At 68.9% G+C, this 26,398-nt stretch carries 28 protein-coding genes and 1 tRNA gene; 10 read left to right on the forward strand and 19 right to left on the reverse strand.

The genetic code is table 11. The features are described from left to right. Positions 1 to 22 precede the first annotated feature (22 nt). Entirely contained in the window at positions 23 to 1,117 is a 1,095-nt protein-coding gene (locus EI982_RS15370; RefSeq protein WP_157690522.1) for an ABC transporter substrate-binding protein, read from the forward strand. Beyond that, complete coding sequence (locus EI982_RS15375) at positions 1,117 to 1,920, forward strand: ABC transporter permease (RefSeq protein WP_157690523.1); 804 nt, start codon at positions 1,117 to 1,119, stop codon at positions 1,918 to 1,920. Before EI982_RS15370 ends, EI982_RS15375 begins: the two co-directional genes overlap by 1 nt. Here the strand turns inward: EI982_RS15375 and EI982_RS15380 are convergent. The 3 genes from EI982_RS15380 to EI982_RS15390 are packed head-to-tail and all read right to left on the reverse strand — an operon-like array spanning position 1,917 to position 4,689. Further along, a complete protein-coding gene (locus EI982_RS15380) occupies positions 1,917 to 2,672 on the reverse strand; it encodes an ABC transporter permease (protein ID WP_157690524.1) in 756 nt (251 codons plus the stop codon). The two genes, EI982_RS15375 and EI982_RS15380, sit on opposite strands and share 4 nt — an antisense overlap. Beyond that, on the reverse strand, positions 2,669 to 3,439 hold the full coding sequence (locus EI982_RS15385; protein WP_157690525.1) for an ABC transporter ATP-binding protein: 771 nt from the start codon (positions 3,437 to 3,439) through the stop codon (positions 2,669 to 2,671). The genes EI982_RS15380 and EI982_RS15385 overlap by 4 nt, the downstream gene beginning before the upstream one ends. Continuing rightward, a complete protein-coding gene (locus EI982_RS15390) occupies positions 3,436 to 4,689 on the reverse strand; it encodes an ABC transporter substrate-binding protein (protein ID WP_157690526.1) in 1,254 nt (417 codons plus the stop codon). The genes EI982_RS15385 and EI982_RS15390 overlap by 4 nt, the downstream gene beginning before the upstream one ends. 145 nt (positions 4,690 to 4,834) lie before the next feature. Between EI982_RS15390 and EI982_RS15395 the strand changes: the two genes are divergently transcribed. The 5 genes from EI982_RS15395 (at position 4,835) to EI982_RS15415 (ending at position 9,769) form a co-directional block, all read left to right on the forward strand. Next, complete coding sequence (locus EI982_RS15395; protein ID WP_157690527.1) at positions 4,835 to 5,377, forward strand: plastocyanin/azurin family copper-binding protein; 543 nt, start codon at positions 4,835 to 4,837, stop codon at positions 5,375 to 5,377. Positions 5,378 to 5,560: 183 nt separating this feature from the next. Beyond that, entirely contained in the window at positions 5,561 to 6,457 is an 897-nt protein-coding gene (locus tag EI982_RS15400; RefSeq protein ID WP_199243660.1) for a hypothetical protein, read from the forward strand. Between the two features lie 3 nt (positions 6,458 to 6,460). Then, entirely contained in the window at positions 6,461 to 8,188 is a 1,728-nt protein-coding gene (locus EI982_RS15405) for a pyrroloquinoline quinone-dependent dehydrogenase (RefSeq protein ID WP_157690529.1), read from the forward strand. Positions 8,189 to 8,308: 120 nt separating this feature from the next. Beyond that, positions 8,309 to 8,956, forward strand: coding sequence for a PGF-CTERM sorting domain-containing protein (locus EI982_RS15410; protein WP_157690530.1), 648 nt, complete (start codon positions 8,309 to 8,311; stop codon positions 8,954 to 8,956). 48 nt (positions 8,957 to 9,004) lie between these two features. Further along, a complete protein-coding gene (locus tag EI982_RS15415) occupies positions 9,005 to 9,769 on the forward strand; it encodes a DUF8054 domain-containing protein (protein WP_157690531.1) in 765 nt (254 codons plus the stop codon). Here EI982_RS15415 and fdhF read toward each other — a convergent pair. After that, a complete protein-coding gene (fdhF, locus tag EI982_RS15420) occupies positions 9,766 to 11,892 on the reverse strand; it encodes a formate dehydrogenase subunit alpha (RefSeq protein ID WP_157690532.1) in 2,127 nt (708 codons plus the stop codon). The two genes, EI982_RS15415 and fdhF, sit on opposite strands and share 4 nt — an antisense overlap. Before the next feature lie 142 nt (positions 11,893 to 12,034). On the opposite strand from fdhF, the gene EI982_RS15425 reads away from it, so the two are divergent. Next, entirely contained in the window at positions 12,035 to 12,613 is a 579-nt protein-coding gene (locus EI982_RS15425) for a hypothetical protein (protein ID WP_199243661.1), read from the forward strand. 7 nt (positions 12,614 to 12,620) lie between these two features. Here EI982_RS15425 and EI982_RS15430 read toward each other — a convergent pair whose 3' ends face one another. The 4 genes from EI982_RS15430 to EI982_RS15445 form a co-directional block, all read right to left on the reverse strand. Further along, a complete protein-coding gene (locus tag EI982_RS15430; protein ID WP_157690533.1) occupies positions 12,621 to 13,589 on the reverse strand; it encodes an ABC transporter substrate-binding protein in 969 nt (322 codons plus the stop codon). Then, entirely contained in the window at positions 13,586 to 14,578 is a 993-nt protein-coding gene (locus EI982_RS15435) for an ABC transporter substrate-binding protein (protein ID WP_157690534.1), read from the reverse strand. The genes EI982_RS15430 and EI982_RS15435 overlap by 4 nt, the downstream gene beginning before the upstream one ends. A 264-nt stretch (positions 14,579 to 14,842) precedes the next feature. Further along, the gene (locus EI982_RS15440) at positions 14,843 to 15,835 is read right to left on the reverse strand and encodes an ABC transporter substrate-binding protein (RefSeq protein WP_199243662.1); all 993 of its coding nucleotides are present in this window, start codon (positions 15,833 to 15,835) and stop codon (positions 14,843 to 14,845) included. After that, on the reverse strand, positions 15,832 to 16,728 hold the full coding sequence (locus tag EI982_RS15445) for an ABC transporter substrate-binding protein (RefSeq protein ID WP_157690535.1): 897 nt from the start codon (positions 16,726 to 16,728) through the stop codon (positions 15,832 to 15,834). Before EI982_RS15445 ends, EI982_RS15440 begins: the two co-directional genes overlap by 4 nt. An 83-nt stretch (positions 16,729 to 16,811) precedes the next feature. On the opposite strand from EI982_RS15445, the gene EI982_RS15450 reads away from it, so the two are divergent. Beyond that, positions 16,812 to 17,153, forward strand: a complete 342-nt coding sequence (locus EI982_RS15450; protein ID WP_157690536.1) for a cupin domain-containing protein — start codon at positions 16,812 to 16,814, stop codon at positions 17,151 to 17,153. A gap of 7 nt (positions 17,154 to 17,160) precedes the next feature. On the opposite strand, the gene cofC is transcribed toward EI982_RS15450, so the two are convergent. The 4 genes from cofC to EI982_RS15470 all read right to left on the reverse strand — a co-directional run bounded on the left by cofC (position 17,161) and on the right by EI982_RS15470 (position 20,784). Then, positions 17,161 to 17,781, reverse strand: a complete 621-nt coding sequence (cofC, locus tag EI982_RS15455) for a 2-phospho-L-lactate guanylyltransferase (protein ID WP_157690537.1) — start codon at positions 17,779 to 17,781, stop codon at positions 17,161 to 17,163. Then, positions 17,782 to 18,582 carry a hypothetical protein gene (locus EI982_RS15460; protein ID WP_157690538.1) on the reverse strand — a complete coding sequence of 267 codons (801 nt, stop codon included), beginning with the start codon at positions 18,580 to 18,582 and terminating at the stop codon, positions 17,782 to 17,784. It abuts the gene before it with no gap. Further along, on the reverse strand, positions 18,551 to 19,738 hold the full coding sequence (locus EI982_RS15465; RefSeq protein WP_199243663.1) for a tubulin/FtsZ family protein: 1,188 nt from the start codon (positions 19,736 to 19,738) through the stop codon (positions 18,551 to 18,553). Before EI982_RS15465 ends, EI982_RS15460 begins: the two co-directional genes overlap by 32 nt. A 158-nt stretch (positions 19,739 to 19,896) precedes the next feature. After that, positions 19,897 to 20,784 carry a complex I NDUFA9 subunit family protein gene (locus tag EI982_RS15470; protein ID WP_157690539.1) on the reverse strand — a complete coding sequence of 296 codons (888 nt, stop codon included), beginning with the start codon at positions 20,782 to 20,784 and terminating at the stop codon, positions 19,897 to 19,899. Positions 20,785 to 20,955: 171 nt separating this feature from the next. On the opposite strand from EI982_RS15470, the gene tmk reads away from it, so the two are divergent. After that, the gene (gene tmk, locus EI982_RS15475) at positions 20,956 to 21,540 is read left to right on the forward strand and encodes a dTMP kinase (protein ID WP_157690540.1); all 585 of its coding nucleotides are present in this window, start codon (positions 20,956 to 20,958) and stop codon (positions 21,538 to 21,540) included. On the opposite strand, the gene EI982_RS15480 is transcribed toward tmk, so the two are convergent. From EI982_RS15480 to pabB, 7 genes are all read right to left on the reverse strand, one after another. Continuing rightward, positions 21,537 to 21,854: a DUF7991 family protein gene (locus EI982_RS15480; protein WP_157690541.1), complete on the reverse strand. Its 318-nt coding sequence runs from the start codon at positions 21,852 to 21,854 to the stop codon at positions 21,537 to 21,539. The genes tmk and EI982_RS15480 overlap by 4 nt on opposite strands. A 39-nt stretch (positions 21,855 to 21,893) precedes the next feature. Continuing rightward, complete coding sequence (locus EI982_RS15485) at positions 21,894 to 22,367, reverse strand: DUF5813 family protein (protein WP_157690542.1); 474 nt, start codon at positions 22,365 to 22,367, stop codon at positions 21,894 to 21,896. Positions 22,368 to 22,824: 457 nt separating this feature from the next. After that, positions 22,825 to 22,909: transfer RNA gene (locus EI982_RS15490), tRNA-Leu, on the reverse strand. Between the two features lie 44 nt (positions 22,910 to 22,953). Continuing rightward, a complete protein-coding gene (locus EI982_RS15495; RefSeq protein WP_157690543.1) occupies positions 22,954 to 23,427 on the reverse strand; it encodes a hypothetical protein in 474 nt (157 codons plus the stop codon). Positions 23,428 to 23,513: 86 nt separating this feature from the next. After that, on the reverse strand, positions 23,514 to 24,380 hold the full coding sequence (locus tag EI982_RS15500) for an aminotransferase class IV (protein WP_157690544.1): 867 nt from the start codon (positions 24,378 to 24,380) through the stop codon (positions 23,514 to 23,516). Further along, positions 24,365 to 24,946 carry an anthranilate synthase component II gene (locus tag EI982_RS15505; RefSeq protein WP_157690545.1) on the reverse strand — a complete coding sequence of 194 codons (582 nt, stop codon included), beginning with the start codon at positions 24,944 to 24,946 and terminating at the stop codon, positions 24,365 to 24,367. The genes EI982_RS15500 and EI982_RS15505 overlap by 16 nt, the downstream gene beginning before the upstream one ends. After that, entirely contained in the window at positions 24,943 to 26,391 is a 1,449-nt protein-coding gene (gene pabB, locus EI982_RS15510; protein ID WP_157690546.1) for an aminodeoxychorismate synthase, component I, read from the reverse strand. The genes EI982_RS15505 and pabB overlap by 4 nt, the downstream gene beginning before the upstream one ends. Positions 26,392 to 26,398 lie beyond the last annotated feature (7 nt).

Raw genomic sequence — 26,398 nt, forward strand, 5'->3', positions numbered from 1 at the left:
ACCCGTGTCCTGATAGCCGCGCATGCAACGGACTCCGACGAGGCGGTCGTTTCTCGTCGCGGCGGGGGCGACGGGAGCGACGGGACTCGCGGGCTGTCTCGGCGGGACCGGCGGCGGCGCCGACGACGGAACGGCGACACCGACCGGAACCGCCACGGGAACGCCGATTCCGGGTGAATCGTCGCTGCTGCTCAACTGGAAGCCGAGCGGCCTGCACGTCCCCTACTTCACCGCGAAGGCACGGGGCTTCTACGAGGAGGAGGGGCTGACGCTCTCGGCCATCGAGACGGGCGAGGGGTCGACCTTCTCGGCGAAGCAGGTCGGCCTCGGCAACGTCGACTTCGCGGTCACCAGCGGCGACCAGGTGTTGAACGTCAACAGCCGCGACCTCTCGCCGCTGTCGGTCGGGGTCGTGATGCAGAAGAGCCCGGCGGTGGTGTTCTCCACCCGCGAGACCTTCGGCGGGGAGCTGAGCGACGTCGAGGGGCTCGCCGGCAAGACGGTCGGCACCGGCCCCGGGATGGTGCGGATGCTCACGTCGCTGCTCCTGGAGGAGGCGGGCGTCCGCGAGGACGTCGAGATGGTCGACACCGGATACGACACCGTCCAGCAGCTCCTCGCCGGCGAAATCGACGCCGCAGGCGGCGTCTTCGGCGACGCCATCAGCGCCGAGGCCCAGGGGTATACGGTCGATAGCCTCCCCGTCGGCGACACCATCCCCTCCTACGGGCACGTCGTCGCGGTGAACCGGGAGTGGGCGGACGCGAACGGCGAGGCGGTCCGGGCCTTCCTGCGGGCGACCGCCCGCGGCGCCGCGTGGGCCCAGCGGCGGCCGGCCGAGGCGACCGACCTGCTCGTCGAGGCCAACGGGGTCCTCGCGGAGTCCCGCGAGCAGCAGCGACGCAAGTGGGAGACCATGGCTCGGGACTTCATGCTCGGCGACGCCGTCAGGGAGCACGGCTGGGGCTGGAGCGAGGCCGAACCCTGGCGCGTCGTCCACGACGCCCTGGCGGACGCCGACGCCCTCGGTGGTGAGGTCGACCCGAACGCCGTCTGGACCAACGACTACCTCGACACCGACGACGAGTTCGTCGGCTCGTACGCGGACCAAGTCTGATGGCGACCTCCGACCGGCGTCTCCCGTCGGTCGACGCCCCCACGGCGAGCGGCGGCGCCGTCCGGACCGTCCTCGGTCACGTCTGGCCGCCGACCGCGGTGTTCGTCGTCGTCATCGCCTGCTGGCAGTGGTTCGTGACGGCGACGGGTGTGCCGACCGTCGTCCTCCCCGGACCGACGGACGTCGCGACGGCGTTTCTCGTCGCCCGCGGGACCCTGCTCGCGGCGGCGGGGGTGACGGCGCTGACCGCGGCCCTCGGACTGGCCGGCGGGGTCGTCGTCGGCCTCACCCTCGCCTTCGCGATGGTCGGGTCGCGGGCCGCGTCGGCGGTCCTCCACCCCTACCTGATCGCGCTGCGGATCGCCCCGCTCGTCGCCATCGCGCCCCTCCTCTTCCTCTGGATCGGCGACGGCGTCCTCTCGCGGGCGACGCTCGTCACGACGATGACGGTGTTTCCGGTCGCCATCGCGTCGGTCGACGGCCTTCGGTCGGTTCCCCGGGAGTACACCGACCTCGCCCGATCGGTCCGGGCGCCGCCGGTCCGGACCTTCCTTCGGGTCCGGATCCCGGCGGCCGCCCCGAGCGTCTTCGCGGGCGTGAAACTCGCGGCGGCGCTGTCGGTCGTCGGGACCGTCGTCGCGGAGTTTCTCACCCTGCAGTCCGGGCTTGGCTACCGACTCTTTCACACCGCGGAGTTCCTGCAGACCAGCACCACCTTCGCCGCCCTCGGGACGCTCACGCTCCTCGGTCTCGTCTTCTATCTCGTCCCCGCGGCGGTCGAACGGCGGCTGGACTGGGGCTAGTTCCAGGTCACCGCGCGCTGACAGAGCGTCACGCCGCCGTAGAGCCCCAGCCCGATCGGCAGGAGGACCGCGAGCGCCGCGAGCATCACGTCCGCCTGCACGTTCTCGGAGGCGGCCAGGATCAGCGCGCCCAGTCCGTCGTTCGAGAGGATCCACTCGGCGACGACGGCGCCGACGACCGAGAGCGTCACCGACTGTTTCAGCCCCGCGAACACGTCCGGGAGGGCGTGTGGGAGACGGACCGAAAGGAAGGTCCGGAGGGGGTCGGCGTCCACGGAGCGGAGCAAGTCGAGGTGTGCCTCGGGCGTCCGCGACAGGCCGGCGGCGGTCCCGACCACGACGGGGAAGAAGACGACGAGGGCGACGAAGAGGACGGCCGTTTCGAAGCCGATCCCGAAGTAGATGAGGAAGATGGGGGCGACGGCGATCTTCGGGAGGACGCGGGCGGCGACGAGGTAGGGGTAGAGCGCCCGTCTGAGCAGGGGGACCGCCGAGACCACGACGGCGAGCGTGAAGCCGGCGAGGACGCCGGCGGCGCCGCCGACGAGGATCTTCCGGAGCGTCTCGACGGCGTGGGTCAGATACAAGCCGGGATTGCCGACCAGGCGGGCGAGGACGGCGGTCGGCGACGGCAACAGGAAGGCCGGGACGGCGAAGGCGACGGTGATCGCCCACCAGCAGGCGACGGCGGCGACCAACCCCGCGACCGGCAACGTCGCGTCGGGGGCCGGTACGCGGTCGGCGACGCTCATGTGTCGCCGTGGAGCGCCCCGCGGACCCGGGCGACCTGCGCCCCGAAGGCCTCCGATCCGAAGACCGACTCGTCGCGGGGGCGCGGGAGGTCGACGTCGAACTCGGCGACCACACGCCCGGGCGCCCCGTCGGCGGTCGGATCGCCCTCGGTGTCGGCCGCGACCACGAGGCAGCGGTCGCCGAGGAACACCGCTTCGGGAACGCTGTGGGTGACGAACACGACGGTCTTGCGGTTCTCGCGCCAGAGGCGGAGGATCTCGACGCTCATCTCGTCGCGGGTGATTTCGTCGAGTTCGCCGAACGGCTCGTCCATGAGCAACACGTCGGCGCCGAGGTGGATGGCGCGGGCGATGGCGACCCGCTGTTTCATGCCGCCCGAGAGTTCGGACGGACGGGCGTCCTCGAAGCCGTCGAGGCCGGTCGTCGCGAGGAGGTCCCGCGCCCCCGCCGAGTCGGCATCCTTCCCCGCCATCCGCCGGAGGAAGGTGACGTTCTCGATGGCCGTCTTCCAGGGGAGGAGCGTGTGTTCCTGAAAGACGAACCCGAGGCGGGCCGCCGACTGTGCGACCGCCGGCGGGTCGCCGTCGACGGTGACCTCGCCGGTCGTCGGCTCCTCTAGCCCGCCGATGGTCCGCAACAGCGTGGTCTTGCCACAGCCGGAGGGGCCGACGACGGTGACGAACTCGCCGTCGGCGACGTCGAGGTCGACGTCGGCGAGCGCGCGCAGGTCACCGTAACTGACCGACAGGTTCTCGGCGTGGATCATAGTGCGTCGGCCTGATCGAGGGCGATCCGGAGGCGCTGCCACGTCTCCCCCGAGTGCCACCCCCAGCCGTTCTTTTCGACGGCGTCGCTGCCTGCGAAGCGATCGAGCGCCTGCGTGAGTTTGCGCCGCTCGGCCGCGGCCGGTTCGTCGCTCCGGTCGCCGACGGCCTCGACCGCCGCCGCGGGATCGGTCCGTGCGGTGCTCCACCCGTCCATCGAGCCCTCGAGGAACGTCCGAAGCGCCCCGGGGCGGTCCCGGAGCGTCTCCCGACGAACCACGAAGGCGGGGCCCGGGACCGGGAAGTGCTCGGCGACGAGCACCGAGTCGACGTCGTGGCCGTCGGCCGCCAACTCCAGCGGGTCGGTGAACACGCCGGTCGCGACGTCGGCGTCGCCGTCGAGGAGGGCCTCGCGCTCTTCGCCCTCGGCGCGGACGACGGTCACGTCGTCGACGACGCCGGCCTGCGACAGGAAGAGGCGCCCGAGCGCACCGGTCTCGGAGCCGGCGGGCATGGCGACCCGCCGACCGCGGACGTCCTCGACGCTCCGGAGCGGGGCACCGAACGTCTCGCGAGTGGTGTAGAGGACGACCATCGCCCGCTGGTAGTAGAGTGCCAGCGGGACCACGTCGCTCCCGTCCGCGTGAGCGCGCAGGAAGGTGGCCGCACCGGTGAGCCCCACGTCCACGTCGCCGTCGGCGACGGCCGACAGCGCGGCGGCGGAGCCGCGACGTCCGTCGAAGCTCACGTCTGCCTCGTACGTCCCCGCGAACAGTGGGGCGTGAAGCCCGTTCGGATCCCAGTTCAGGCCAACCTCGACGGGGCTCCCATCGTCGGTCCGGGCGTCGGCGTCGACGTCGACATCGTCGCCGAGGGCCGCGGCGACCGTCGCGGCCCGGTCGAGCAGCGCCTCGGAGTGGCAGGCGCGCACGCGGGCGACCGTCCGATCGAAGCCGCCGTCGGCCCGCCACCCCTTGGGCGGTCGCCCCGGCGCCTCGCTCCGGACGGTCGTCTCGGTGATCAGGCCGTGGTCGGTGAGGGTCGCGAGCACGTCCGAGACGCGGTCACGGCCCAGGTCGACGCCCACGCGGACGGCCAGTCGGGACGCCGCCTCGCCGGAGAAGCGGTCGGACTCCTCGCGGCCGACCAGGTAGGCGAGGACGCGCGCCGCCTCGCGGTCGAGCCCCGCGGCGAACGCCTCGACCGCTCGTTCGTCCTCGTCGCCGAGGACCGGAAACTCTCGAACTCGCACGTCCCCCCATTCGGTCCGGTCCATATATAAACTGCAGGCGAACGCTCGGCGATCGAGTCACGGATCGTACACGTTCCTCCGCGTGTGTGGGAGTCCCTGGCGGGACTTCATCAGGTTTAATAGATCAAAACCGAAGTTCGACTCGATGGTCTCAAAGCAGTCGAAGGAGTTCCTGTCGCGACGGAAATTCGCAGCCACGTTCAGCGGCGCCGTGCTCGCCGGCCTCGCCGGATGCGGCGGCAACGGCGGCGACGGTGGCGACGGTGGCGACGAAGCGACGGCGACGGCGACCGACACCCCGGAGCCGACGGCGACGGCGACGGCGACGGCCACGGCGACGTCCACGCCGGCCGGCGAGGCGGACGCGACGATCACCGTGGGTCCCGGCGGCAGTCTCCAGTTCGAACCGGAGACGACCGCCGTCTCGCAGGGCGATACCGTCGAGTTCGTCTTCGACTCCGGCGGCCACAACGTCTCGGGTCACCCGGACGCCGCGAGCCAGGTGGAGCTTCCGGAGGGTGCGGAGCCGTTCGCGAGCTACGACATCTCCGGCGACGACATCAACCACCTCTCGCTCAACGAGGCCGGGACGACTTACCGGCACACGTTCGAGGTTACCGGCCAGTACACCTACGTTTGTGTCCCCCACGTGTCCTCGGGGATGGTCGGCAACCTCACGGTCCGCTGACCGGTAATCCGACAACGGCGAGTCGCCCTCCGTTCTCGCGCTCGTGACACCTCCTAGATACGATCGTCGGTCATTTACTTTAATTTACGTCCTAAATAATGAAATATATCACAAAGTTAAATATAGACAATTCCTTCCCTACGTACGGAGTGGTATGGCATGTCGCAATATGTAACAGACGGAATGCCCCAGATCGACCAGGAGGATCGACGGCAGTTCCTCAAGGTCGTCGGGTTGACCGGCGCAGTGGCAGCAGGTAGTGAGTTCACCCTGAGCGACCTCAGGGGAGAAGTAGAAGGGGAGACGGCGGGGGAACTCGCCGCTATGGGGGAGGCCATCAGCGACGACCTGACGGGCGAACTCGACGCGGGTCTGCTCGGTAGCGAACTCGCGGCCCTGGAAGAACAGATCGCCCAGCTGGACGAGCTGCGGGCCATGGGCGTCCCGGCCGAGGACAGTACGGCCTATCAGGAGCTCGCCGAGCCCGGGTGGGCCATCCACGAGCATCTCGTGGAAGTCGGCTTCTTCGGGAGCGTCGAGGAGCACCTCCCCGAGTTCACCCCCGAGCACATCGGGGCGACCGCTCGGGAGTTCATCGACACGCCCGTCCTGGCCTCCGCACTGCTCGAACTCGGCTACACCGAGTCCGAACTGACCTCGACGATGGTCAACGTCGTCAACAACAAGGAACGCCTGGCGATGTGGGTGCCCACGAAGAACATCCCCGCCGGCGTCGAAGGGTTCGACCCCGAGAACGTCGCCCCGCTCCACCAGCGAGCGGCTGCCGGCGTCCTGTTGTGGACGGATTACCTGGATACGTACCTCTGGCAGAACGAGGTACTCCTGACCGACACCATCCTCGACAACAACTACGGAGACCTCAAGCAGATGTACGCCGGACTGCATCTGCTGGCCAACGCCGCCGAGGACCTCGCGGGCAGTCAGGAACTCGGCGACGCACAGCTCACCGCCGCGCTCTCGGCGGGCGCGGCCATGATGATCGTCGGCCAGGAGGACCTGACCAACGACGTGATGCGCATCACGGACGAAATGCGCGCCCCACGCACGGGAGGTGCGTAACGCATGGCTAGCATTCACGAACACGACAAGGCGGTACAGGCGGCACAGAACATCGAGATGGTGGAGGTCGAGGACGGCTATACGCTGACCAACCTCCCCGACGAGTCGATCACGCAGCAGTTCGACATCGACCAGATCCCCCAGCGCGACGTCACCCAGGAAGACCTGACGGCCTCCGCGAAGGAGGACCCCGAATCCTGGCTGATGTACGGCGGCGGCTATCAGCAGCAGCGCCACACGTCGGCGGACGTGATCACGCCGGACAACGTCGAGGATCTGGAACTCGAGTATCTGGTCCAGAGCGGCGTCGCCTCCAGCATGGAGGGTGTCCCGATCGTCGTGCCCGGCGATCCGCCGGTCATGTACCAGACCAACGGGCCGAACCACGCGAAGGCGATCAACGCCCGGACCGGCGAGACGCTGTGGAGTTACACGTACGCCAACCCGCAGGGGCTGCTTCTCTGCTGTGACGCGAACAACCGCGGGTTCGCCGTCCACGGCGACAAGGTGTTCATGACCACCCTCGACTCCGGGATCGTGGCGCTCGACCGCTACACCGGCGAAGAGGCGTGGTACACCTCGACCGGCGACCACGAGATCGGGTACTCCGCGACGTGGGCGCCCATCGTCTACGACGGTCAGGTCATCACCGGCTCGGCCGGCGGCGAGTACGGCGTCAGCGGCTTCGTCGCGGCCCTCGACCCCGAGAGCGGCGACGAGATGTGGCGCACGAACACGACGCCCGCCGAGGAGTGGGCCGGCGACTCCCACGAACACGGCGCCGGCACCGTCTGGATGACGCCGACGCTCGATCCCGACACCGGGATGCTCCACGCGCCGGTGGGCAACCCCGGTCCGGACTTCGACGGCACGGTCCGTCCCGGTCCGAACCGCTACACCATCGGCACCCTGACCCTGGACGCCACCGACGGCTCCGTCCAGTGGCACTACGGCGAGTCCCCCCACGACGTCTGGGACTACGACTCCTCGGCGACCAAGATCCGTGTCAACGACATGGAGATGGGCGACGGCGAGACGCGCGACGTCGTCCTCAGCCCCGGCAAGACCGCCTGGGTCTACACCATGGACGCCGAGAACGGGCAGCTCCTCGAGCGGTCCCAGGAGACGACCCAGCACATCAACATGTGGAAGATGGTCCCGCACGCCGACGAGGACCGGCGGGTCGCCTTCGTGCCGGGCGCACACGGTGGCAACGACTGGCAGCCGCCGTCGTACAACCCCGAGACTGGGCTGATGTACATGAACCAGAACAACGCTCCCCACGAGATCTTCTGGAAAGAGGCCCAGTACGAGGCGGGGCAGACCTACTGGGGCGGCGGCCTCAACGACTGGCCCGACGTCGACGAGCCGGACGACTGGAACGGCAACCTGAGCGCCGTCGTCGCCGTCGATCCGGCGACCGGCGAGCGCGTCTGGCGTGACTGGATCTCCTCGGACACCACGAGCGACTACCTCTGGGGTGGCTCCATCACGACCGCGACCGGCCTGACGTTCACCGGCACCCAGAACGGCAACATCATCGCCTACGACGGCGAGAACGGCGACCGACTCTGGCAGTTCCAGCTCGGCGCGCCGATCTGCTCGTCGCTGTCCAGCTGGTACGACCCCGGCGAGGGCAAGCAGTACGTCGCGGTCCAGGTCGGCGGCTCCGGCTGGCTCCACGGCGGTCGCCGTGGCTCCACCGTCGCCGTCTTCGGCCTCAGCGAGTAGCGACACCGACCGACTTCTCCGTTTTTTCACGGCCTGAGGCGCCGGATTTAGCTACTGTGAACCTGAAACTCACGGTTAATATCCCGTAATTTTATTTGATGTGGGATACACGGGACGGATATGGCGACGCGAAGAACGTTCCTGATCGGCGCTGCAGCAACGACGGCGGGATTAGCCGGTGCCGTGGGTTCGGCAACGGCTCAGTCAGAGACCTTCGAACTCGAACTGACCCAGGAAGGGTTCGTCGGCCGTGCTCCCTCCGGCATCGAGGGCGAGGCCAACCCGACGCTGGAAGTGGAGGCGGGCCAGAACTACGCCATCCAGTGGACGAACAGCTACAACCCCGAGAGCGAGGGGCTGCCCGCGCGACACAACCTCGTGGTCACGACCTCCGACGGCGTCGTGCGCCGGGGCGAGTACGTGTTCGAGACGGGACAGAGCCGAACGATCCAGTTCCAGGCCCGATCCAACCTCGCGGAGTACTTCTGTGAGGAACACATGGGCGAGGGCGGCGAGTTCGACGTCGCCGGCGGTGCCACGGCGACGCCCACCGAGACGAGCAGCGGCGACGGTGGAGACGGCGGCGACATGGACGGCGGCGACGGCGGCGACGGTGGAGACGGCGGCGACATGGACGGCGGCGACGGTGGAGACGGCGGTGACGGCGAAGAAACCTCCGGCGGCGGCCCCGGCTTCGGCGTCGGTGCGGCCCTGACCGCCATCGGCGCGGGCGCGTACGGCGCACTCCGGCGCAGTAGCGACGAGTAGTCGACTTCGCACGTAGCTTTTTTCGAGACGTACCGCCAACGGGGAGTGATGAGTATTCGCTCGGTCGGAGACCGGCTACGCCGTCCGGAGTATACGGGTGAGAACCGGTGTCTCCCGTGTACCGTCGTGAACGTGTGTCTCACGGTCGTGGCCGCCGCGGCCGCGACCGTTCCGCTCGGTCCGCCCGGCGGCCTCGCCGTTCTCCTCGTCGGCCTCGGGGCCGTCTACTTCCGGGGATACCTCGTCCCCGGCACGCCCACGCTGACGATGCGCTATTTCCCGCCGTGGCTGCTCGAACTGTTCGGGAAGGAGCTCGAACTCCGCGAGACGCTCGTGCCAGTCAAGGGCGTGGCCGTCCGCGCGACGGCCGAGGGCGGGCGCCTGATCGACTCCTTCGCCGACGCGTGGGACGACCGGATCGAGCGGATGCGCGACGCGGGCGTCTCGGACGACGACGTGGCGACGCTGCTCGGCGTCGAGACGGCATCGAGCGTGTCGGGCGACGTGGCCTACGTCGTCGACGGCGGCCTCAGACGGTGGCTCTCGGAGTCGGCGCTCCTCGCCGACGCCGCGGCCGCGGCCGTCCTCGACGCGCGTGGCGGCGAGGCGTGGGAGGCCCTCTCCCCCGACGAACGGGTCGCGACGCTCCGTGACCTCCGGAAGCTTCTGACCTACTGTCCGCGCTGTGGCGGTGACCTCGACGAGGAGGAGACCGAGACGGTCGAAACCTGCTGTACGGAGTCCGAACGGGTCCTGATGGCGACCTGCCTGGACTGTGACGTCCGGCTGATCGAGGACCTCGGGGAGCGTTAGTCGTCGGCCGGCGCGTCGGACGCGTCCGGTTCGACGGTGACTTCGATCTCCGCGGCAGCGGCCTTGTACTCGGGAATCTTCGCGCGCTCGTCGAGCACGTCGTTGGTGAGGCGGTTGCCCGCCGCGTCGGCGAAGTGGGGCGTGGTCCAGACCGTGCCCTCCTTGATGTCGTCGGTGACGCGGGCCTCGACTTCGATCTCGCCGCGCCGGGATTTGAGCGTCACGTAGTCGCCGTCCTCGATCCCGTACTCCTCGGCGTCGTTCGGGTGGACGTCGACGAAGTTCTCCGGTTCGACGCGGTTGAGCGTGTCGGACCGACGGCTCATCGTCCCCGTGTTGTAATGTTCGATGATCCGGCCGGTGGTGAGGATCAGCGGGTACTCCTCGTCGGGCACCTCCTTGGGCGGCTGGTGGCGGACGCCCTCGATCCGTCCGCGCCCGCTCTCGGTCGTGAAGCCGTCCCCGTAGAGGTAGTCGTCACCTTCGTCGCCGGGTTCGTAGCAGGGCCAGTGGATGCCCTCCTCGCCCAGGCGGTCGTAGGTCATCCCGTGGAAGATGGGCGCGACCTGACGGAGTTCCTCGAACACTTCCTCGGGCCCCTCGAACTCGAAGGAGCCGTCGCCGAACAGGCGGTTGCCCACGTCACACAGGATCTCGAGATCGTCTTTCGTGTTCGGGTGGACCTTGTCGACGCCGCGCATCCGCTGGGTACGGCGGTCCGTGTTGACGACGGTGCCGTCGCGCTCCGCCCACGAGGTGGCGGGCAGGATCACGTCGGCGTACTCGGCGGTTTCGGTCTTGTAGATGTCCTGGACCACCATGAAGTCGAGTTCCTCTAAGCGCTTCTCGACCTCGTTGGTGTCGGGTTCGCTCATCACGGGGTTCTCGCCCATGATGTAGAGCCCCTGGATCGTGTTGCCGATCTCGTGGGACACCTCGACGTTCGTCAGCCCGGGTTCGGACGGGATCTCGAAGTCCCAGACCTCCTCGACGTCCGCGCGGACCTCGGGGTCGGACACGTCCCGGTAGCCGGGCAGGACGTTCGGCATCGCGCCCACGTCGGAGGCGCCCTGGACGTTGTTCTGTCCGCGGAGCGGGTTGACGCCCGTGCCGGGGCGGCCGAGGTTGCCGGTGACCAGCGCGAGGTTGATCTCGTTCTGGACGTTGTCGACGCCGCAGGTGTGCTGGCTCATCCCCATCCCGGTGAAGATGGCCGCGTTGTTCGCCATCGCGTACTTCTCGGCGGCGCGTTCGATATCCTCCAGGGGGACGCCACACTCCTCGGCGGCCGCTTCCTTGTCGAAGTCCTCGAGGGTCTCCTTCAGATCCTCGAAGCCCTCCGTGCGCTCGGCGACGAACTCCTCGTCGACCCAGTCGTTCTCCAGGACCGTCTTGAGGACGACGTTGAGCAGCGGGATGTCCGTGCCCGGCTCCAGTTGGAGGTGCATGTGGCGGTCGGTCTCGGTGATCTCGAACGACCGCGTCGTCTTGTTGGCGTGGGGGTCGACCTGGATGACGGTCGCGCCCTCCAGCACTGCCTGCCGGAAGTACTGGCTGTTGGCGATGGGGTGCTGTTCGCCGGGGTTGGCACCCTGGATCCAGAACACGTCGGCCGCCTCCTCCAGGTCGGCCATGCTGTTCGTCATCGCGCCCTCGCCGAGGCTGTTCTTGAGCGCGTACACCGTCGAGGAGTGACACATCCGCGTACACGTGTCGACGCTGTTGGTGCCGTAGCGCCGGGCGAGCTTCTGGATGAGGTAGTTCTCCTCGTTCATGGCCTTCGAACAGCCGTAGAAGCCCATCGCCTGCGGGCTGTAGTCGTCGCGGATGCGCTCCATGTTCTCGACGACTAGGTCGTAGGCCTCCTCCCACGTGGCCTCGTGGAACTCGCCGTCGTCGCCCCGGATCAGCGGATCCGTCAGCCGATCCTCGTGGTTGACCGACTGGGTGGCCGCGCCACCCTTGATACAGATACTTCCCTCGTTGACGGGGGCGTCGCCCCACGGACGAAACGTCACTTCGCCGTCGTCGTCCTGTGCGATCTGGATCCCGCATCCCACTCCGCAGTACGGACAGATCGTCTTGGTCGGCCCGTCCGATTCGCCGCTTGATTCGGATGACATCGTACGTAAAAATCCGGACGGTCGAACATCAATGTTGTCATCCAGTACCGTGCAAACGCCGCTCAAGCGGCGGTTCGCGTCGGCACGCGCGGATATCTTGGCAAACGGAAACGTTCACCCGTTCGGAGGCGTACGATACCGTATGAGCGACCACGACGCCGCTGACGCCGACGACGCCCTCACCGCGGCGACGGTCGACGACCTGACGGCGGCCTACGAGCGGGAGGAACCGTTCAACCTGGTCGAGCGCGAACACGTCGAGACCCTGCCGGCGACGTTGGCGGACGGCGATTTCGGGCGGCGCGACGCCGAATGGGTCGTCCAGTGGTACTACCGGCGCCGCGCCATCCCCGACGCCGACCGGCGGGCCGCCGAGGAGCGATTCCTCGACAACGACTACGAGGCGATGGTCGAGGCCATCACCGACGCGGCCGCGGCGGCTGACCGCGAGCGAAAGCTGGATCGGTTGACGTCGTTAACCGGTGTCGACGTCGCCGTCGCCTCGGCGTTCCTCGCGTTCCTCCATCCGGAGGCGTACGTCGCCGTCGGCGACCGGGAGTGGGAAGCGCTCTACGACGTGCGGGAACTCCCGGACTCCCCGCCGCCCTCGTTCGCGCCCGCGGACTACTGGCGGTATCTCGACGCGGTGACGGGGGTGGCCGACCGGGTCGACCGCGACCCGTGGACGGTGTACCGCGCCCTCTGGCGTCTCGGTGCCTGATCGCCCCTCACCGACCGATCCGCTCGGCGTAGTCGGCGATCACCGGGTCCGCGTCGTCGACGAACTCGTTCGTCCACGCCGCCGCGGGGTCGACCGACGATTCGAGCAGGTCGGTCTCTGCCAGCATCTCGGCCAGGTTCTCCCAGCGCCGTTCGTCGAAGTGTCCCCAGCCCGCCTCGCGGACGAACTCAGTGAACTGCAGATCCTCGGCGGAGGCCAGGAACTTCATGTGCTCGACCTCGCGGTTGTGCTCTAGCTGTGCGTTCCGATCGATCAGGGCCTCGACGGCCCGTTCGGGGTCGTTCGTCGCCGCCTCCCAGCCCCGCGCGGTCGCCCGGAGGAACGACCGCACCGTCTCGGGGTTCGACTCGGCGAACTCGGGGTTGGCGACGACCGTCATGCCGTAGACGTCGAGGTAGTCGCCGATGAGGAGTTCGTCGGCCGTCCGGTCGTACTCGCGTTCGAGTTCCTTGCCGTTGGTGACCACGCCCACCGCGGCGTCGACGTCGCCGTCGAGCAGCTGGTGTTCGACGCGGTGGTGGGTGTGTTTCTGGACGTCGTGGACCCCGACGTCGTCCCGGATCCCCCGGTCCTCGAGCAACTGGAGCGTCAGGATGCGGGTTTTCGTCGCCGAGGGCGCGACCGTCCGTCCCCGGAGCTGTTCGGGTTCGGTGAAGGGTTCGCCGAAGGTGTCCCGGAGGCTGTATATCGTCGCGGGAGTCTTCTGGCTCACGGCGGCGACAGCTAGCGGATCGAGCCCCTGGCTTCGCACCGAGAGGACGGCGCTCCCGCCGGCGAGGCCCAGATCGCTCCGCCCCTTGGCGGTCTGTTCGGCGGCGAACGGCGAGCCGTGCCCCTCGACGAACTCCACGTCGAGCCCCTCGTCCGCGAAGAAGCCCTCACGGCGCGCGAGGAAGTACGGTGCCTGAAAGCCGTTCGGTTCCCAGTTCAGCTGGAAGGTGACTGTCTCGGTCATGGATCGGTCTCGAAGGTTCCTTCGGGGATCTCCTCGACGCCGAGCGCGTCCGCACCCGCGACGGCCTTGAGGTGGTCGAACAGCCGATACATCCCCTCGACGCTCTCCTCGTCCCAGTCGCGGACGACCATGTCGCGCCAGCCGTCACGCACCGCACGCATCACGTCGGGGTCGTCGTAGGTCATCAGCTTCGTGCTGATCTCCTCCCAGATCTCGTCGTCCTCGACGAGTTTGTCGACCGCGTCCCGGTAGGCGTCCGCGAACGCCCGTACGGTCCCGCGTTGCTCGTCGAGGTAGTCACCGCTCGTGAGGAAGGCGGCGATGGGAAGTTTGTTCTCCGTCTCCGAGAGGCGCTGGACCAGCTCCGAGACGGGCAGGACGTTCTCGAACGGTCCCGTTTCGGTGATCTCCGGGACGATCTGCCAGAACTGGAACCCGGCGTCGACCTCGCCCTCGCGGATCATCCGCGTCAGTTCGACCTTCGAGCCGGCCTCGACGGGCGTAGCCGTCTCGTCCGGGTCGAAGTCGTGGAACTCGCGGCAGGCCGCCCGCGTCAGGATCCAGTTCTTGTCGAGGCGACGAACGACGCCGATCCGGTGGCCCGACAGGTCCGTCAGCCCCTCGATGTCGGAGTCCTCGGGGGCGACCAGCCCCCCCACGGTCCGGCCGTAGGGGTGGAAGGCGACGATGTCGGCGCCCGCCGCCCGCTCCCGGGCGATCGAGATGTAGTCGATGTCGATGAGGTCGGCGTGCCCCTCCTGTAGCTGGGCCTCGACCGTCTCGATGCCGTCCTCCAAGGCGTCGGAGACGAGTTCGACGTCGAGGTGGAAGCCGTGGTCGCGGTCGAAGCCGAACCGCTTGATCGTATACAGCAGGTAGCGCGGACTGCCGTTGTGTTCGAACCGGGCGCGCATCGTCGGCAGATCCCCGGGGTCGTCGTGGTACTCGTCGAGGGCGGCCTGCTGTGTGTCGACGTGGCTCCGGGTCATCGTCGACCCGCGGGCGGTGCGGTCCGTGGCGACTCGTCGTCGGGACGTCCGACGCCGGGACGTGTCGGTTCACGGCGGCGTGGCACGCGCGTCTGGTGGATCGGCATACCCGCAAGTACGACCGTATCCTGATAAAATTTCCTCGGAAAGGTTTATGAGTTCTACCGACGGCCCGGGGCGGACCCACACCGTCTATTGTACGTCCGTACCGGTGGGTCGCCGGACCGTCCTGGCGACCCACCTACACAGTTACGATAATCCGTCTCAGGGGTCGGGCTCGAAGGTACCCGCGGGGATCGCCTCGACGCCGAGCGCCTCGGATCCCGCGACGGCCTCCAGGTGATCGAACAGCCGGCACATCCCCTCGACGGTCCCTTCGTCCCAGTCGCGGACGACCATCCCCCGCCAGCCGTCGCGGACCGCCCGGACGACCGCGGGATCGTCGTCGGCCATCAGTCGGTCGCCGATCTCGACCCAGAGGCCGTCGTCCGCGACGAGGCGGTCGACGGCGTCGCGGGAGGCCGCGGCGAACGCCCGTACCGTCTCCCGCCGTTCGTCCAGGTACGACTCGCCGGTGACGAAGGTCGCGACCGGGAGTTTCCGCTCGGTTCCGGAGAGCCGCTGGACTAGGGCCGACACGGACTGGACCTCGGTGTACGGTCCCGTGCGGGTGAGTTCGGGCACGAGCGGCCAGAACTGGAACCCGGCGTCGACCTCGCCCTCGCGGATCATCCGCGTCAGCCCGTCCCGCGATCCGGCCTCGACGAGCGTGGTCGTCTCGTCGGGGTCGAAGCCGTGGAACTCGCGGCAGGCCGCCCGCGTCAGGATCCAGTTCTTGTCCAGCCGCCGGGTGACGCCGATCCGGTGGCCCGACAGGTCCTCGATCCCCCCGAGGTCGGTGTCCTCGGGGGCGACCAGGCCGCCCACGGTCCGGCCGTAGGGGTGGACGGCGACGACGTTCGCGCCCGCCGCCCGCTCCCGTGCCACCGAGATGAAGTCGGTGTCGACCAGGTCGGTCCCGCCCCCGTCCAACCGCTCCCGGATCGTCTCCATCCCGCTTTCGAGGTCGTCCGAGACGAGTTCGACGTCGAGGTGGAAGCCGTAGTCACGGTCGAGGCCGAACCGCTTGATGGTATAGAGGAGATACCGAGGGCTGCCGTTGTGTTCGAACCGGGCACGCATCGTCGGCAGGTCCCCGGGGTCGTCGCCGTGTTCGTCGAACGCCGCCCGCTGGACGTCGATGTGACGGCGGCTCACCGTACCGGGGAGACGATGGCGTCGATGTCGGCGTCGTCGTCGATCAACTGCCGTTGCTTCATCCACGACAGGTGGTAGTCCAGATCCTCGCGGTCGGCGAGTTCCGGCACCTCGTACTCCGGCACCTCGATCGACTCGCGGACGGCCTCGGTATCCACGTCCTCGAAGAGGTCCGGGGCCACCTCGCTGTCCTTCCAGAGCATGTCGAGGTACCGGTCGCGGTAGGCCGACGGGTCGGCGTTGATGGTCTCGACCGCCCGCCGGTAGGCGGCCATGAAGGCGTCGAGGGTCTCGCCTTCCAGGCCGTCTGCGCCGACGACGCCCATGTGGTTCTCGAACTCCAGGACCTTCTCGAAGCCGAGGTGTTCGGCGAGGGTAATGTGGGGATCGAGCAGGGTGACGGCCTCGACGTCGCCGTCGCGGAGCGCGCGCAGGCGGTCGGTCGGCATCCCGTGGCCCTCGATCACCACCTCGTCCTCGTCCATGTGTTCCTCGAGCGCCCGGATCGCGGTGTACTCCTGCCCCGTCCGGCGATTGACGCCGACGGGCGTGTTCGCCAGGTCGGCGGGCGCTTCGATGTCGGAGTCGGGGCGCACGAACACGGCGTAGGGCTGGTCGGCGAAGGTCCCTTTGGCGACGATTCGTCCGTCGTCGAACTCCCAGGTCCGCTTGAGGCTCTCCCACTTACAGATGGGGTAGAGGTCGACGTCGTTGTCGCCGGTCAGCGTCTCCTCGGCCGGGATATACTTGTTCGTCACGCAGGTCCGGTCCCGTTCGATCAACTCGACGTCCAGTCCTTCCTCGGCGAAGTAGCCGCGGTCGGCCGCGACGCGCTGTGGCAGCATGAACGAGAACGGGAGGTGGAACACTCTGATCGTGTCGTCGCCTGGCATACCCGCACGGTACGACCGTATTCATATAAAAGTTCCTCAGGAACCTTTATTACTAACCGATCATATCCCCGTGATAGGAATCAATGAGGCGCATCAGCGACGAGACGGCCGACGGCGACGAGGTCGCCGACGGCGTGTACCTCGCGGACCTCGCGTCGGGGGAGCGCGCGTCGATGAAACACTGGCGGGTCGAACCGGGCGCGACGCTTCCCGTGCATCGACACGACAACGAACAGATCGGCTACATGATTCGGGGGACACTCACGGCCATCACCGAGGACGAGGAGGTGACGCTCCGCCCGGGCGACTCGTATCTCTTCACCAGCGACGAACTCCACGGCGCCGAAAACCGGGGCGACGAACCCGCGGTCGGTATCGGCGTCCTCTCGCCGCCCCGCTCGGAGCCCGACTGGAAGCAGTCCTGATCGGCCGTCAGGCCGTTCGGTCGATCCCGACCCGTCCGTCGCCCGCGTCGAGCGTGAACCCCGCCGCCCGGAGCCACGCCGCCGCCTCGCCGTCGCCGTGGAGCAACACCTCCACCAGGTCCGCCGGTTCGTCGACGTCCGTCGCCAGCCGCATCGAGTCGACGACCCGGGTCGTGGCGCCCACGTCCCGCGCGGCGGTCAGGTGATCGCGCACGGAGACGCCGTGGAAGTCGACCCGGAAGTCGGGGTGGGAGACGACGAGCCCGTTCGTTCCGCCGCCGCGCCCGGGAGCCACGGCCACGTCGGCGTCGCGGCCCGCGTCGACCAGCGACCTCACCGCCGCCGGCGTCACCAGACCGAGGTCGGCGACGAGGACCCCGACCGGCAGGCTCTCGCCGAGTCGGGCGTTCACCGCCGCCGAGAGCGGACGCTCGTCGACCGCGACCGGGACGTCGCCCTCGTCGAGCGCCCGCGTCGCGACGACCGTCGGGTCGTGGCCGGCGGTGCGGAGCGCGTCGAGGACGTCGCGGAGCATCGCCCGCGCGAAGGCCGCCCGTTCGTCGGCGTCGAGCACCGGGTCCAGTCGCGTCTTGGGCCGGGTCGCCTCGAACGGAACGAGAAACCGCATTCAGCCGAGCGGGTCCTCGGGACCCTGCTGGGAGCGCCAGTAGACGACGCCCCCGACCAGCAGACCGAGGACGAGCAGTCCCGCGACGGCGTAGATGATCAACTGCCGAGTCTGCCGGGACTGCTGGGCCTGGTTCGCCTGCTCTGTCGCCCGGTTGGCGAGGTTGGTCGCCACGTCGAAGCTGCCGTCCTCGTAGGCGGCGACGGCGTCCTCGTAGTTGGCCTGGGCGTCCGAGGGGGTGGCGCCGTTCGACCGCGCCGTTTCGATGGCGCCCCCCGCCTCGTCGATGGCCTCCCGGGCCGCGGCGCTCCGCTCGGTGTAGTGATGAGTCGTCCAGCTATCGACCGTGTTGCTGGCGCCGCCCTGCTGGCCGCGGGTCACCTCCATCAGCTGGAACTCCTGGGCCGGGTCGTAGCTGTACGAAGCCACCTCGGGGACCGTGCCGGTGACACGCACCTCGACTTCGGCCGTACCGGTCTCCGCGGCGATGTCGACCCCGGCGAACGACTGGCCGGTGGGTTCGACGAGGTCGACCTGCGAGCCGGTCTGATCGTAGAACACGACCGTCCACGAGACGTCGGTCAGTTCGGTCGACCCCGACAGCTGCCACCGTTCGCTCTCGGGGTTCTGGTACAGTTCGTCGAGCGTGACGGTCGCCGAGACCTGCGTACCGACCTGTGCCTCCTCGGGGACGTCCTCGCCAGTGACGGACACTGCCGCCGCCGGAACGGTCGCGGCGAGCAGAACGACGAGTGTGGCGAGGACGACCCTAGAAGAGCGATTCGAGTTCGTCCTCGTCATCTTCGACTAGATTCTGGAGATTGGCTTCGCTCTCTTCGCGGATTTCGCTGATGTTGTCCTGTGCCTCGATGGCGACCTGCTGGAGCTCCTTGATGCGGGGGACGTTCGTGACCCCGGACAGCAGGATGGCCGAGGCGACGAAGTCGCTGTCGTTGACGGGGTAGTCGCCGCCGCGGACCTCCATACTCCCGGTCTGCTCTTCGAGCCACTTCCGCCCGCGTTCGATGCCTTTCCGGTTGAGGTACGCCGATGGCCCGGCCATCACGAGGAGGGCACGCTCCGTCCCGTCGATCTCACAGGGGAGGGTCAGGCGGCCGAGCGCCGCCTTGCGGACGAGGCTCGTGATGCGGTTGGTTGTGTTCGCCGAGTCGAGTTGGTCCTCGATCGATTCGTCGTTGCCGGTGAGTTTCGAGAGGAGTCCGCCCGAGTTCCCCTTGCGCTCGACCGTCTCCGAGGCGTAGCCGACGGTCGAGACGCCGCCGCCCGAGAGGGTGTTGATGATCTCGGAACTGTCGACGACGGACTCCGCGACCTCCTGGCCTTGCTTGACCTCGCCCGCGCCGAACAGGATGCCGAACCGGCGGACGATCTCGTCGTTGATCTCGTCGTAGCCGCTCTGGACGGACTCGCCCGTCTTCCGCCAGGCGTCGTTGTCGAACACGAGCAGGTTGTCGACCTCGTTGACGAGCGTCTGGAAGGAGCGGGCGGCGTTGAGCGTGTAGATCCCCCCTTCGTCGCTCCCGGGGAGGATACCGAGACCGTAGACGGGTTCCGTGTAGATGCGCTTGAGGTGTTTCGCGAGGACCGGCGCGCCACCACTCCCGGTGCCGCCCCCGAGACCGGCGACGACGAGAAAGGCGTCGACCTCGTGGACCGGGATGCCGTCGATGGCCCCCTGTACCTCGCCGATGTCCTCCTCGGCGATCTCCGCGCCGAGTTCGTTGTCCGCGCCCACGCCGTGTCCCTTCACGCGGGACTGGCCGATGAGCACGCGCTGGTCCTGGGGAATGTGTTCGAGCCCCATCAGGTCGGCCTTGGCCGTGTTGACCGCGACCGCCGCCCGGACGATCTCGCTCCCCGTCCGCTGATCGTACTCGAGGAACTTATCGACGATCTTGCCGCCGGCCTGCCCGAAACCGATCATGGCCAGTTTCATCGTTTCAGACCCCTCTTCATTGGGAATAACGCAGGTGTATTGCGGACATAAACCTTGTGGGCGAGCGGTCCGTCACCCGACGGTTCGACGCGTCGGATCGCCAGACAGCGGCGGTGTCCTCGGCGACCGGCCGCCGTCCGACGTGCGTCTGCCGTCCGTCAGCGATCCGCGAGGTAGTCCCCGAGGGTCCGCAGGCCGCTCTCGCTCACGTCGAACGCCTCCACGTCGTTGTGATCGGTCGTGTTGTCGAACTGGAGCGAGCGGTACTGGTCGGCGCCCATCGGCGCGCCGGGGAGCGATCCGAGCACCGACAGGCCGATCTTGGCCAGGCCCATCGGGACGGGGATCACCGTCGCGGATCGGCCTTCGCTCCCGTGGACAGTCCGCGCGACCTCGGCGAGCGTGAGTCGCTCCGGACCGCCGATCTCGTAGATGCCGCCGTCGTAGGCTTCGTCCTCGAGCCCGTCCGCGAGGATGGGCGCGAGGTCACCGATCCAGACGGGCTGGAAACGCGTCTTCCCGCCGCCCGGCAGGGGGGTGAAATACGGCGGGGCGAGCTTCTTCGTGAAGGGGACGAACTCACCGCCGTCACCGAAGATCACCGACGGCCGGAAGATGACGTAGCGCAGCGACGACGACTTGACGATCTCCTCCGCGGCGCCCTTGGCACGGATGTACGCCGTCGCGCCGTTCGGGTCCGCGCCGAGCGCGCTCATCTGTAGGATCTTCTCGACGCCCGTCTCCTCGGCCGCGCGCACGACGTTCTCGGTCCCCTGGCGGTGGACGCGGTCGTGCATCTCGTCGCCCCCGGAGGGCTTGAACAGCGGCGAGAGCGCGACCAGATTGACGACCGCGTCCATCCCCTCCATGGGTTCGACCAGCGAATCGTACGCGGTGACGTCCCCCATCGCCTTCTCGACGCCGCCGGGCAACTCGCCCTCGCTCGGCCGTCGCGCGAGCGCCGTCACTGAGTGGCCCCGCGATTTCAACTCGCGACACAGGTGTCGGCCCACGAACCCGGTCCCGCCGGTTACAAGAATCTTCATAGCCGATACATATCCGCGAATCGACCTAAAGCTAACGCGCTGTGAACCGTTCGCACGGCGCACATCGCCACCGCGCCGCGATCTTCGGTCATATCAACGACGGAATACGATGGGCGACGGACGCCGCGACGGACCCCGACCGTTAACCACCCTCGCTCCGGTAGCACGGGTATGCTCATCACGCTGGAGGGACTCGACGGGAGCGGCAAGACGACGGCCTGGCGGGCGCTCCGCGACCGTCACCCCGAGGCCGTGTTCACGCGCGAACCGACCGACTCCTGGTACGGGGAGGCCGTCGCCCGCTCCATCGACGACGACGACGCCGATCCGCTGGCCGAACTCTTCCTCTATATGGCCGACCACGCCGACCACCTCGACCGGGTGATCCGCCCCGCGCTCGCCGACGGCTCGCTCGTCGTCTCCGATCGCTACTCGGATTCGCGGGTGGCCTACCAGGCGGCGACGCTCGCCGACTCGTCGATCCCCGACCCCTTCGCGTACGTGCGCTCGATCCACGACCCCGTCTCCCGTCGGCCGGACGCGACGCTCTACCTCGACGTCGACCCCGAGACGGCCGCCGAGCGCAGCGGCCGGACGAACAAGTTCGAACGGGTCGCCCACCTCCGAAAGGTCCGCGACGGCTACGAGCGACTGCTCGACGCGGACCCCGAGCGGTTCGTCCGCATCGATGCCGACCGGCCGCAGGCGGCCGTCCTGGACGACGTGACGGCCGCCGTCGACCGGCTGGTCGACTAGCCTGTCGTGTCGGGCAGTTCGTACTCGTCGGGCGCGGGCACGTACAGCACGTCGATGGTCGCACCGAGGATCGTCGGGAGGCCGACCATCAGGCCGATCACGGCCCCCGCGCTCCCGAGATCGACGCCGACGCCGAGGCTGAACGCGACGATGGTCGTGATCACGAGTGTGACCGGCACCAGCAGGGCCGTGTACACGACCGGCCCCCACCGGGTGCGAAGTTGGATGCGGAAAAAGCGGGTCATGACCGCCGCGACGAGGGTGTTACCCACGAAGACGGCGCCCATCAGGGCGAAATCCAGAAGCGTCGCCATGGCGGACGTGGGGTCTCGACCGGCTTTGCCCTGTCGCTTCTACTGTCCCCGCGCCCGGTCGATCAGTTGCGCCGCCGTACCCGTATACTCGTATCCCGGGATGATCCCTTGGACGTAGGTGCCCTCGACGTAGTTGACGACCGCGGCGGCGTCGTCGACACCCCGTCGCTCGTCGATGTCGGTGAACGTCAGCTCGACGATCACCGCCTCCTCGGTCAGCCGCACCGTCGGGTCGAAGTCGTGCTCCCCCCGAACGACGCCGTCGGCGTCGGCCACCCGCAACTCGAACGTCTCCAGCCACCCCTCCTCGACGACCGCCGCCACGTCCTCCTCGACGGCCGCCGAGAGCGACGGCGCCCGGACCGTCAGGTCGTACTCGATCCGCCCGTCGACCTCGCGTGCCTCCACCACCGCGTCGAAGGGTGTCGTCGTCGCCTCGAACCGCCCATCGTCGACGCGGTCGAAGTCCGCGTGGTCGCGAAACGCCCGCGTCGCCCGGGATGCCTCGGTCATGTCCCGAGGGAGGGCGTGAGCGGCAAAAAGTCCCCCGTGTCGCCCCGGCGGGCGCTTTCGGCTCCCCGCCCGCCCTGCCGCCGGCGGCACGCTTAAGTTTCTCCCCCCGTTTGGTTCAGGTGACGCTTCGTCTGGAGGGCCGAAGCGTCAGCGGGGACCAATTCAGGGCGGCAAGCGATCGTACGGACCCCTCTTTCCCCGTACGTCGCTTTTCGCTTTCGTACGACGCCACGGAGCTACTGCCACCTCGACGCCGAACCACGTCACCCTTTCCGTGTGAGGGAGGGGATTCGAACCACGGTCGTTTCACTCCCTGATTCGAATCCCCTGGACGCACGGCACGCTCCTCACGTTCGGTCGAAGACAGTGAGAGGGGATTCGAACCACGGTCGTTTCACTCCCTGATTCGAATCCCCTGGACGCACGGCACGCTCCTCACGTTCGTTCGGAGCGGCAGTGCGAGGGAGGGGATTCGAACCCCCGAACTCCTTCGAGAGCGGGTCTTAAGCCCGCCGCCTTTGGCCCGGCTCGGCCACCCTCGCCCGGATCCCCGTTCCCCGCACCGCCGCAAGTGGCTTTCGATACCCTACGCCTGCTCCTCGAACTCGACCGACGCACCGAGGATCTCCGCCAGCGACTCGACGGTGTCCTGGAGCTCCTCGATCCGTCGCTCCTGGCGGTCCATCCGGTCGACCATCCCCTCGACCGACCGTTCGAGCGTCGTCAGCTCCTCGTCGAGGTCCTCGGGAACGTCCGACGACAGCGCCTCGACCGCGTCGAGGATCTCCTCGCCCTCCGCGGCCGCCACCAGTCCGTGCTCGGACGGGTTCGTCAACATCCGCCGGTGCGAGAGGATCGCCTCCGAGACGCTCTCGCTCCCGTCGGGCAACGTGATCGTCAGCGGCTCCGCGTCGGCGGTGTCGTCCGCCGCCTCGTCGGCGTCCACCGACTCGCTCCCCGACTCGTCCGCGTCGACGACCGTCGCCGTCGCCTCCGCCTCGTCGGCGTCGAGCGTTCCGTCCGCCTCGGTTCGGCCCGCGTTCATGGGGTCCACGTCCATGGTTCCGATACGGAGCCCGCCGATCATAAACCATCGTCAGACAATAATAACGAAATTGTCACTTATGCCGCGGGAGCGACGTCGGTTCACTCAGCCGGGTAGTGGTCGCGTTCGACCCGGCGGTCGAACGCCGTCGCGAGGCGGTCGGTCACCGGGCCGCCGCCGACGGCCCGCCCGTCGACGGTCGCTACGGGTCGGACCTCCCACGTCGTGTTCGTCAGGAACGCCTCGTCGGCGTCCCTCACCGCGTCGACGCCGTACCGTCCCGTCTCGACGGGGACGTCCAGATCCGCCGCCAGGTCGAGGACGACACGCCGAGTCACCCCGGGCAGGATCGGTCCGGACAGGGACGGCGTCCGTAGGACACCGTCGTCGACGAAGAAGACGTTGCTCGTCGCCCCCTCGGCGACGAACCCGTCGACGTCGCGGACGAGGGCCTCGTCGGCGTCGGTCCCCCGTAGCTCCAGTCGGGCCAGTATCCCGTCGAGGTAGTTGTGGGTCTTGGCGGCCGCGGGCATCGACGCCTCCGGGATCCGCCGGCGTTCGACCGTCCGCACCGTGGCCGGACCGTCCCACACCGGTTCCCCGTCGACGCCGCCCCGGGGGAGCGGTTTGACGACCACGACCACCGTCGGATCCACCTCGGAATCGGGGGTGAGCTTCCCGGTCTGGACCCCCCGCGTTACCGAAACCCGAACGTAGGCGTCCGCGAGCTCGTTCGCGTCGAGCGTCGCCGCGACGCGCTCCCGGAGGTCCTCCGGGACGGCCCCGCCCATCCCGAGGGTCTCGCAGGTGTCGACGAGACGGTCGCGGTGGGCCGCCCACTCGAAGACCGTTCCGCCGTAGGCCCGGCAGGTCTCGAAGCCGGCGTCGCCGTAGCGGAACCCGCGGTCGTCGACCCGAACCGTCGCCTCCGTCGCGGGCACCAGCCGACCGTTCACGTGGTACTGCATCGATCCAGGAAGTTGCGGACGAGTTGCTTGCCGTCGTCGGTCAGGATGCTCTCCGGGTGGAACTGAACGCCGACGTGGGGTTTCGACCGATGGCGGACGCCCATCACGACGCCGTCCTCGTCGTCGGTGTGGGCCGTCGGCTCCAGGGCCGACGGGACGTCTCCGGTGTCGACCGAGAGCGAGTGGTACCGCCCCACCTCGATCCGGTCGGGGAGGCCGGCGAACACCCCTCTGCCGTCGTGGTGGACGGTCGAGCGCTTGCCGTGGACCACCGCCGGGGCGTGGCGGACCTCGGCGCCGTGGACCGCACACAGCGCCTGGTGGCCAAGACAGACGCCGAGCGTGGGGTACTCCAGGTCGGCGAAGATCGGCATCGACACGCCCGCCTCCGCCGGCGTTCCCGGCCCGGGCGAAACGACGACGGCGTCCGGGTCGATCGCCTGGATCCCCGCGAGGTCGACCGCGTCGTTCCGGCGGACGATCACCTCGTCGGCCGCCTCGCCGACGTACTGGACCAGGTTGTACGCGAAGGAGTCGTAGTTGTCGACGACCAGGACCCGCGTCACCGGGCACCCACCTCCACGTCCATCTCGGCGTCGTCACCGATGGCGGTGTCGACGGCGGTGATCAGCGCCCGCGCTTTCGCCAGCGTCTCGTCGTACTCGCGGTCGGGCACCGAGTCGTGGACGACGCCGCCGCCGACCCGCAGGTGGTACTCGTCGCCGTGCCGGACCAGCGTCCGGATGATGATGTTCAGCGTCGCCCGGCCGTCGAACCCCACCGCCGCCATACTCCCCGTGTACGGGCCGCGGCGGTGCCGTTCCACCTCGTCGATGATCTCCATCGTCCGCGGTTTGGGCGCGCCCGTGATCGTCCCGCCGGGGAACGCCGCGCCGATGGCGTCACCCAGGTCACAGTCGTCACGGAGTCGCCCCGACACCGTCGAGACCAGGTGGAACACCTCGGAGTAGCGGTCGATCCGGCGGTACTCGTCGACCGTGACCGATCCGTACTCGCTCACCTTCCCCAGGTCGTTGCGTTCGAGGTCGACCAACATCGCGTGTTCCGCCCGCTCTTTCTCGTCGTTCCGGAGGTCGGCCTGCAGGCGGCGGTCCGCCGCCGCGTCCTCGCCGCGCGGCCGCGTGCCGGCGATGGGTTCGGTCTCCAGGCGGTCGCCCGCCCGATCCAACAGGAGTTCCGGGCTCGCGCTCACCAGGTCGACGCCCGGGAACTCGATCAGTCCCGAGTACGGCGCCGGGTTCACCTCCCTGACCGCGGCGAAGGCCTCGACCGGGTGGACCGCCGCCGGCGCGGTCAGCCGGTGGGAGACGTTCGCCTGGAAGGTGTCGCCGTCGCGGATGTACTCCTTGACCCGCCGCACCCGGTCGCCGTACGCCCCCCGCTCGCAGGAGCTCTCGAACGTGACCGGTCCCGTGGTCGGCGGCGGGGCCACCGACGGGTCGCCCGTCCGCGCCGCCGCCGCGAGGTCGAGCGCGCGGTCCACCCCCGCCTCGTAGGCGGCGTCGGGGTCGTCGTCGACCCGCGGCGTCGCGACGAGCCGCAGCGTCGACTCGCCCGCCCGCCACGCCGCGAGGCAGGTGTACCGGGCGAGCTGGAGGCGTGGCAGCCCCCGGTCGTCGACGGTCGTCGCCGGCAGATCCTCGATCTCTCGGGCGACGTCGTAGGAGAGCCACCCGAAGAAGCCGCCGGGGTACGGCACCGCACAGTCCCCACGCGCCAGCGACTCCGACGCGACCAGGTCCGTGATCGCCGCCAGCGCCCCGTCGTCGCCGACCTCGTGGACGACGTCGGGATCGACGCCGAAGTATCCCCATCCCGGCTGTCCGCCGCCGGTCTCGAAGAACACCGAGGGCGCCTCCCCGCGTGCCCGGCGGTAGGCCATGAAGGGATCGACATCGAGGGTCACCTCGACGGGCACGCGCGTCCCCGCCGTCGCCCCCGCGGCCGCCGCGTGGAAGGCGTCGCGCGACGTCTCGACCGTCGGGCTCACGGGCCCG

The organism is Haloplanus salinarum (assembly GCF_009762275.1).
Classification (GTDB): Archaea; Halobacteriota; Halobacteria; order Halobacteriales; family Haloferacaceae; genus Haloplanus; species Haloplanus salinarum.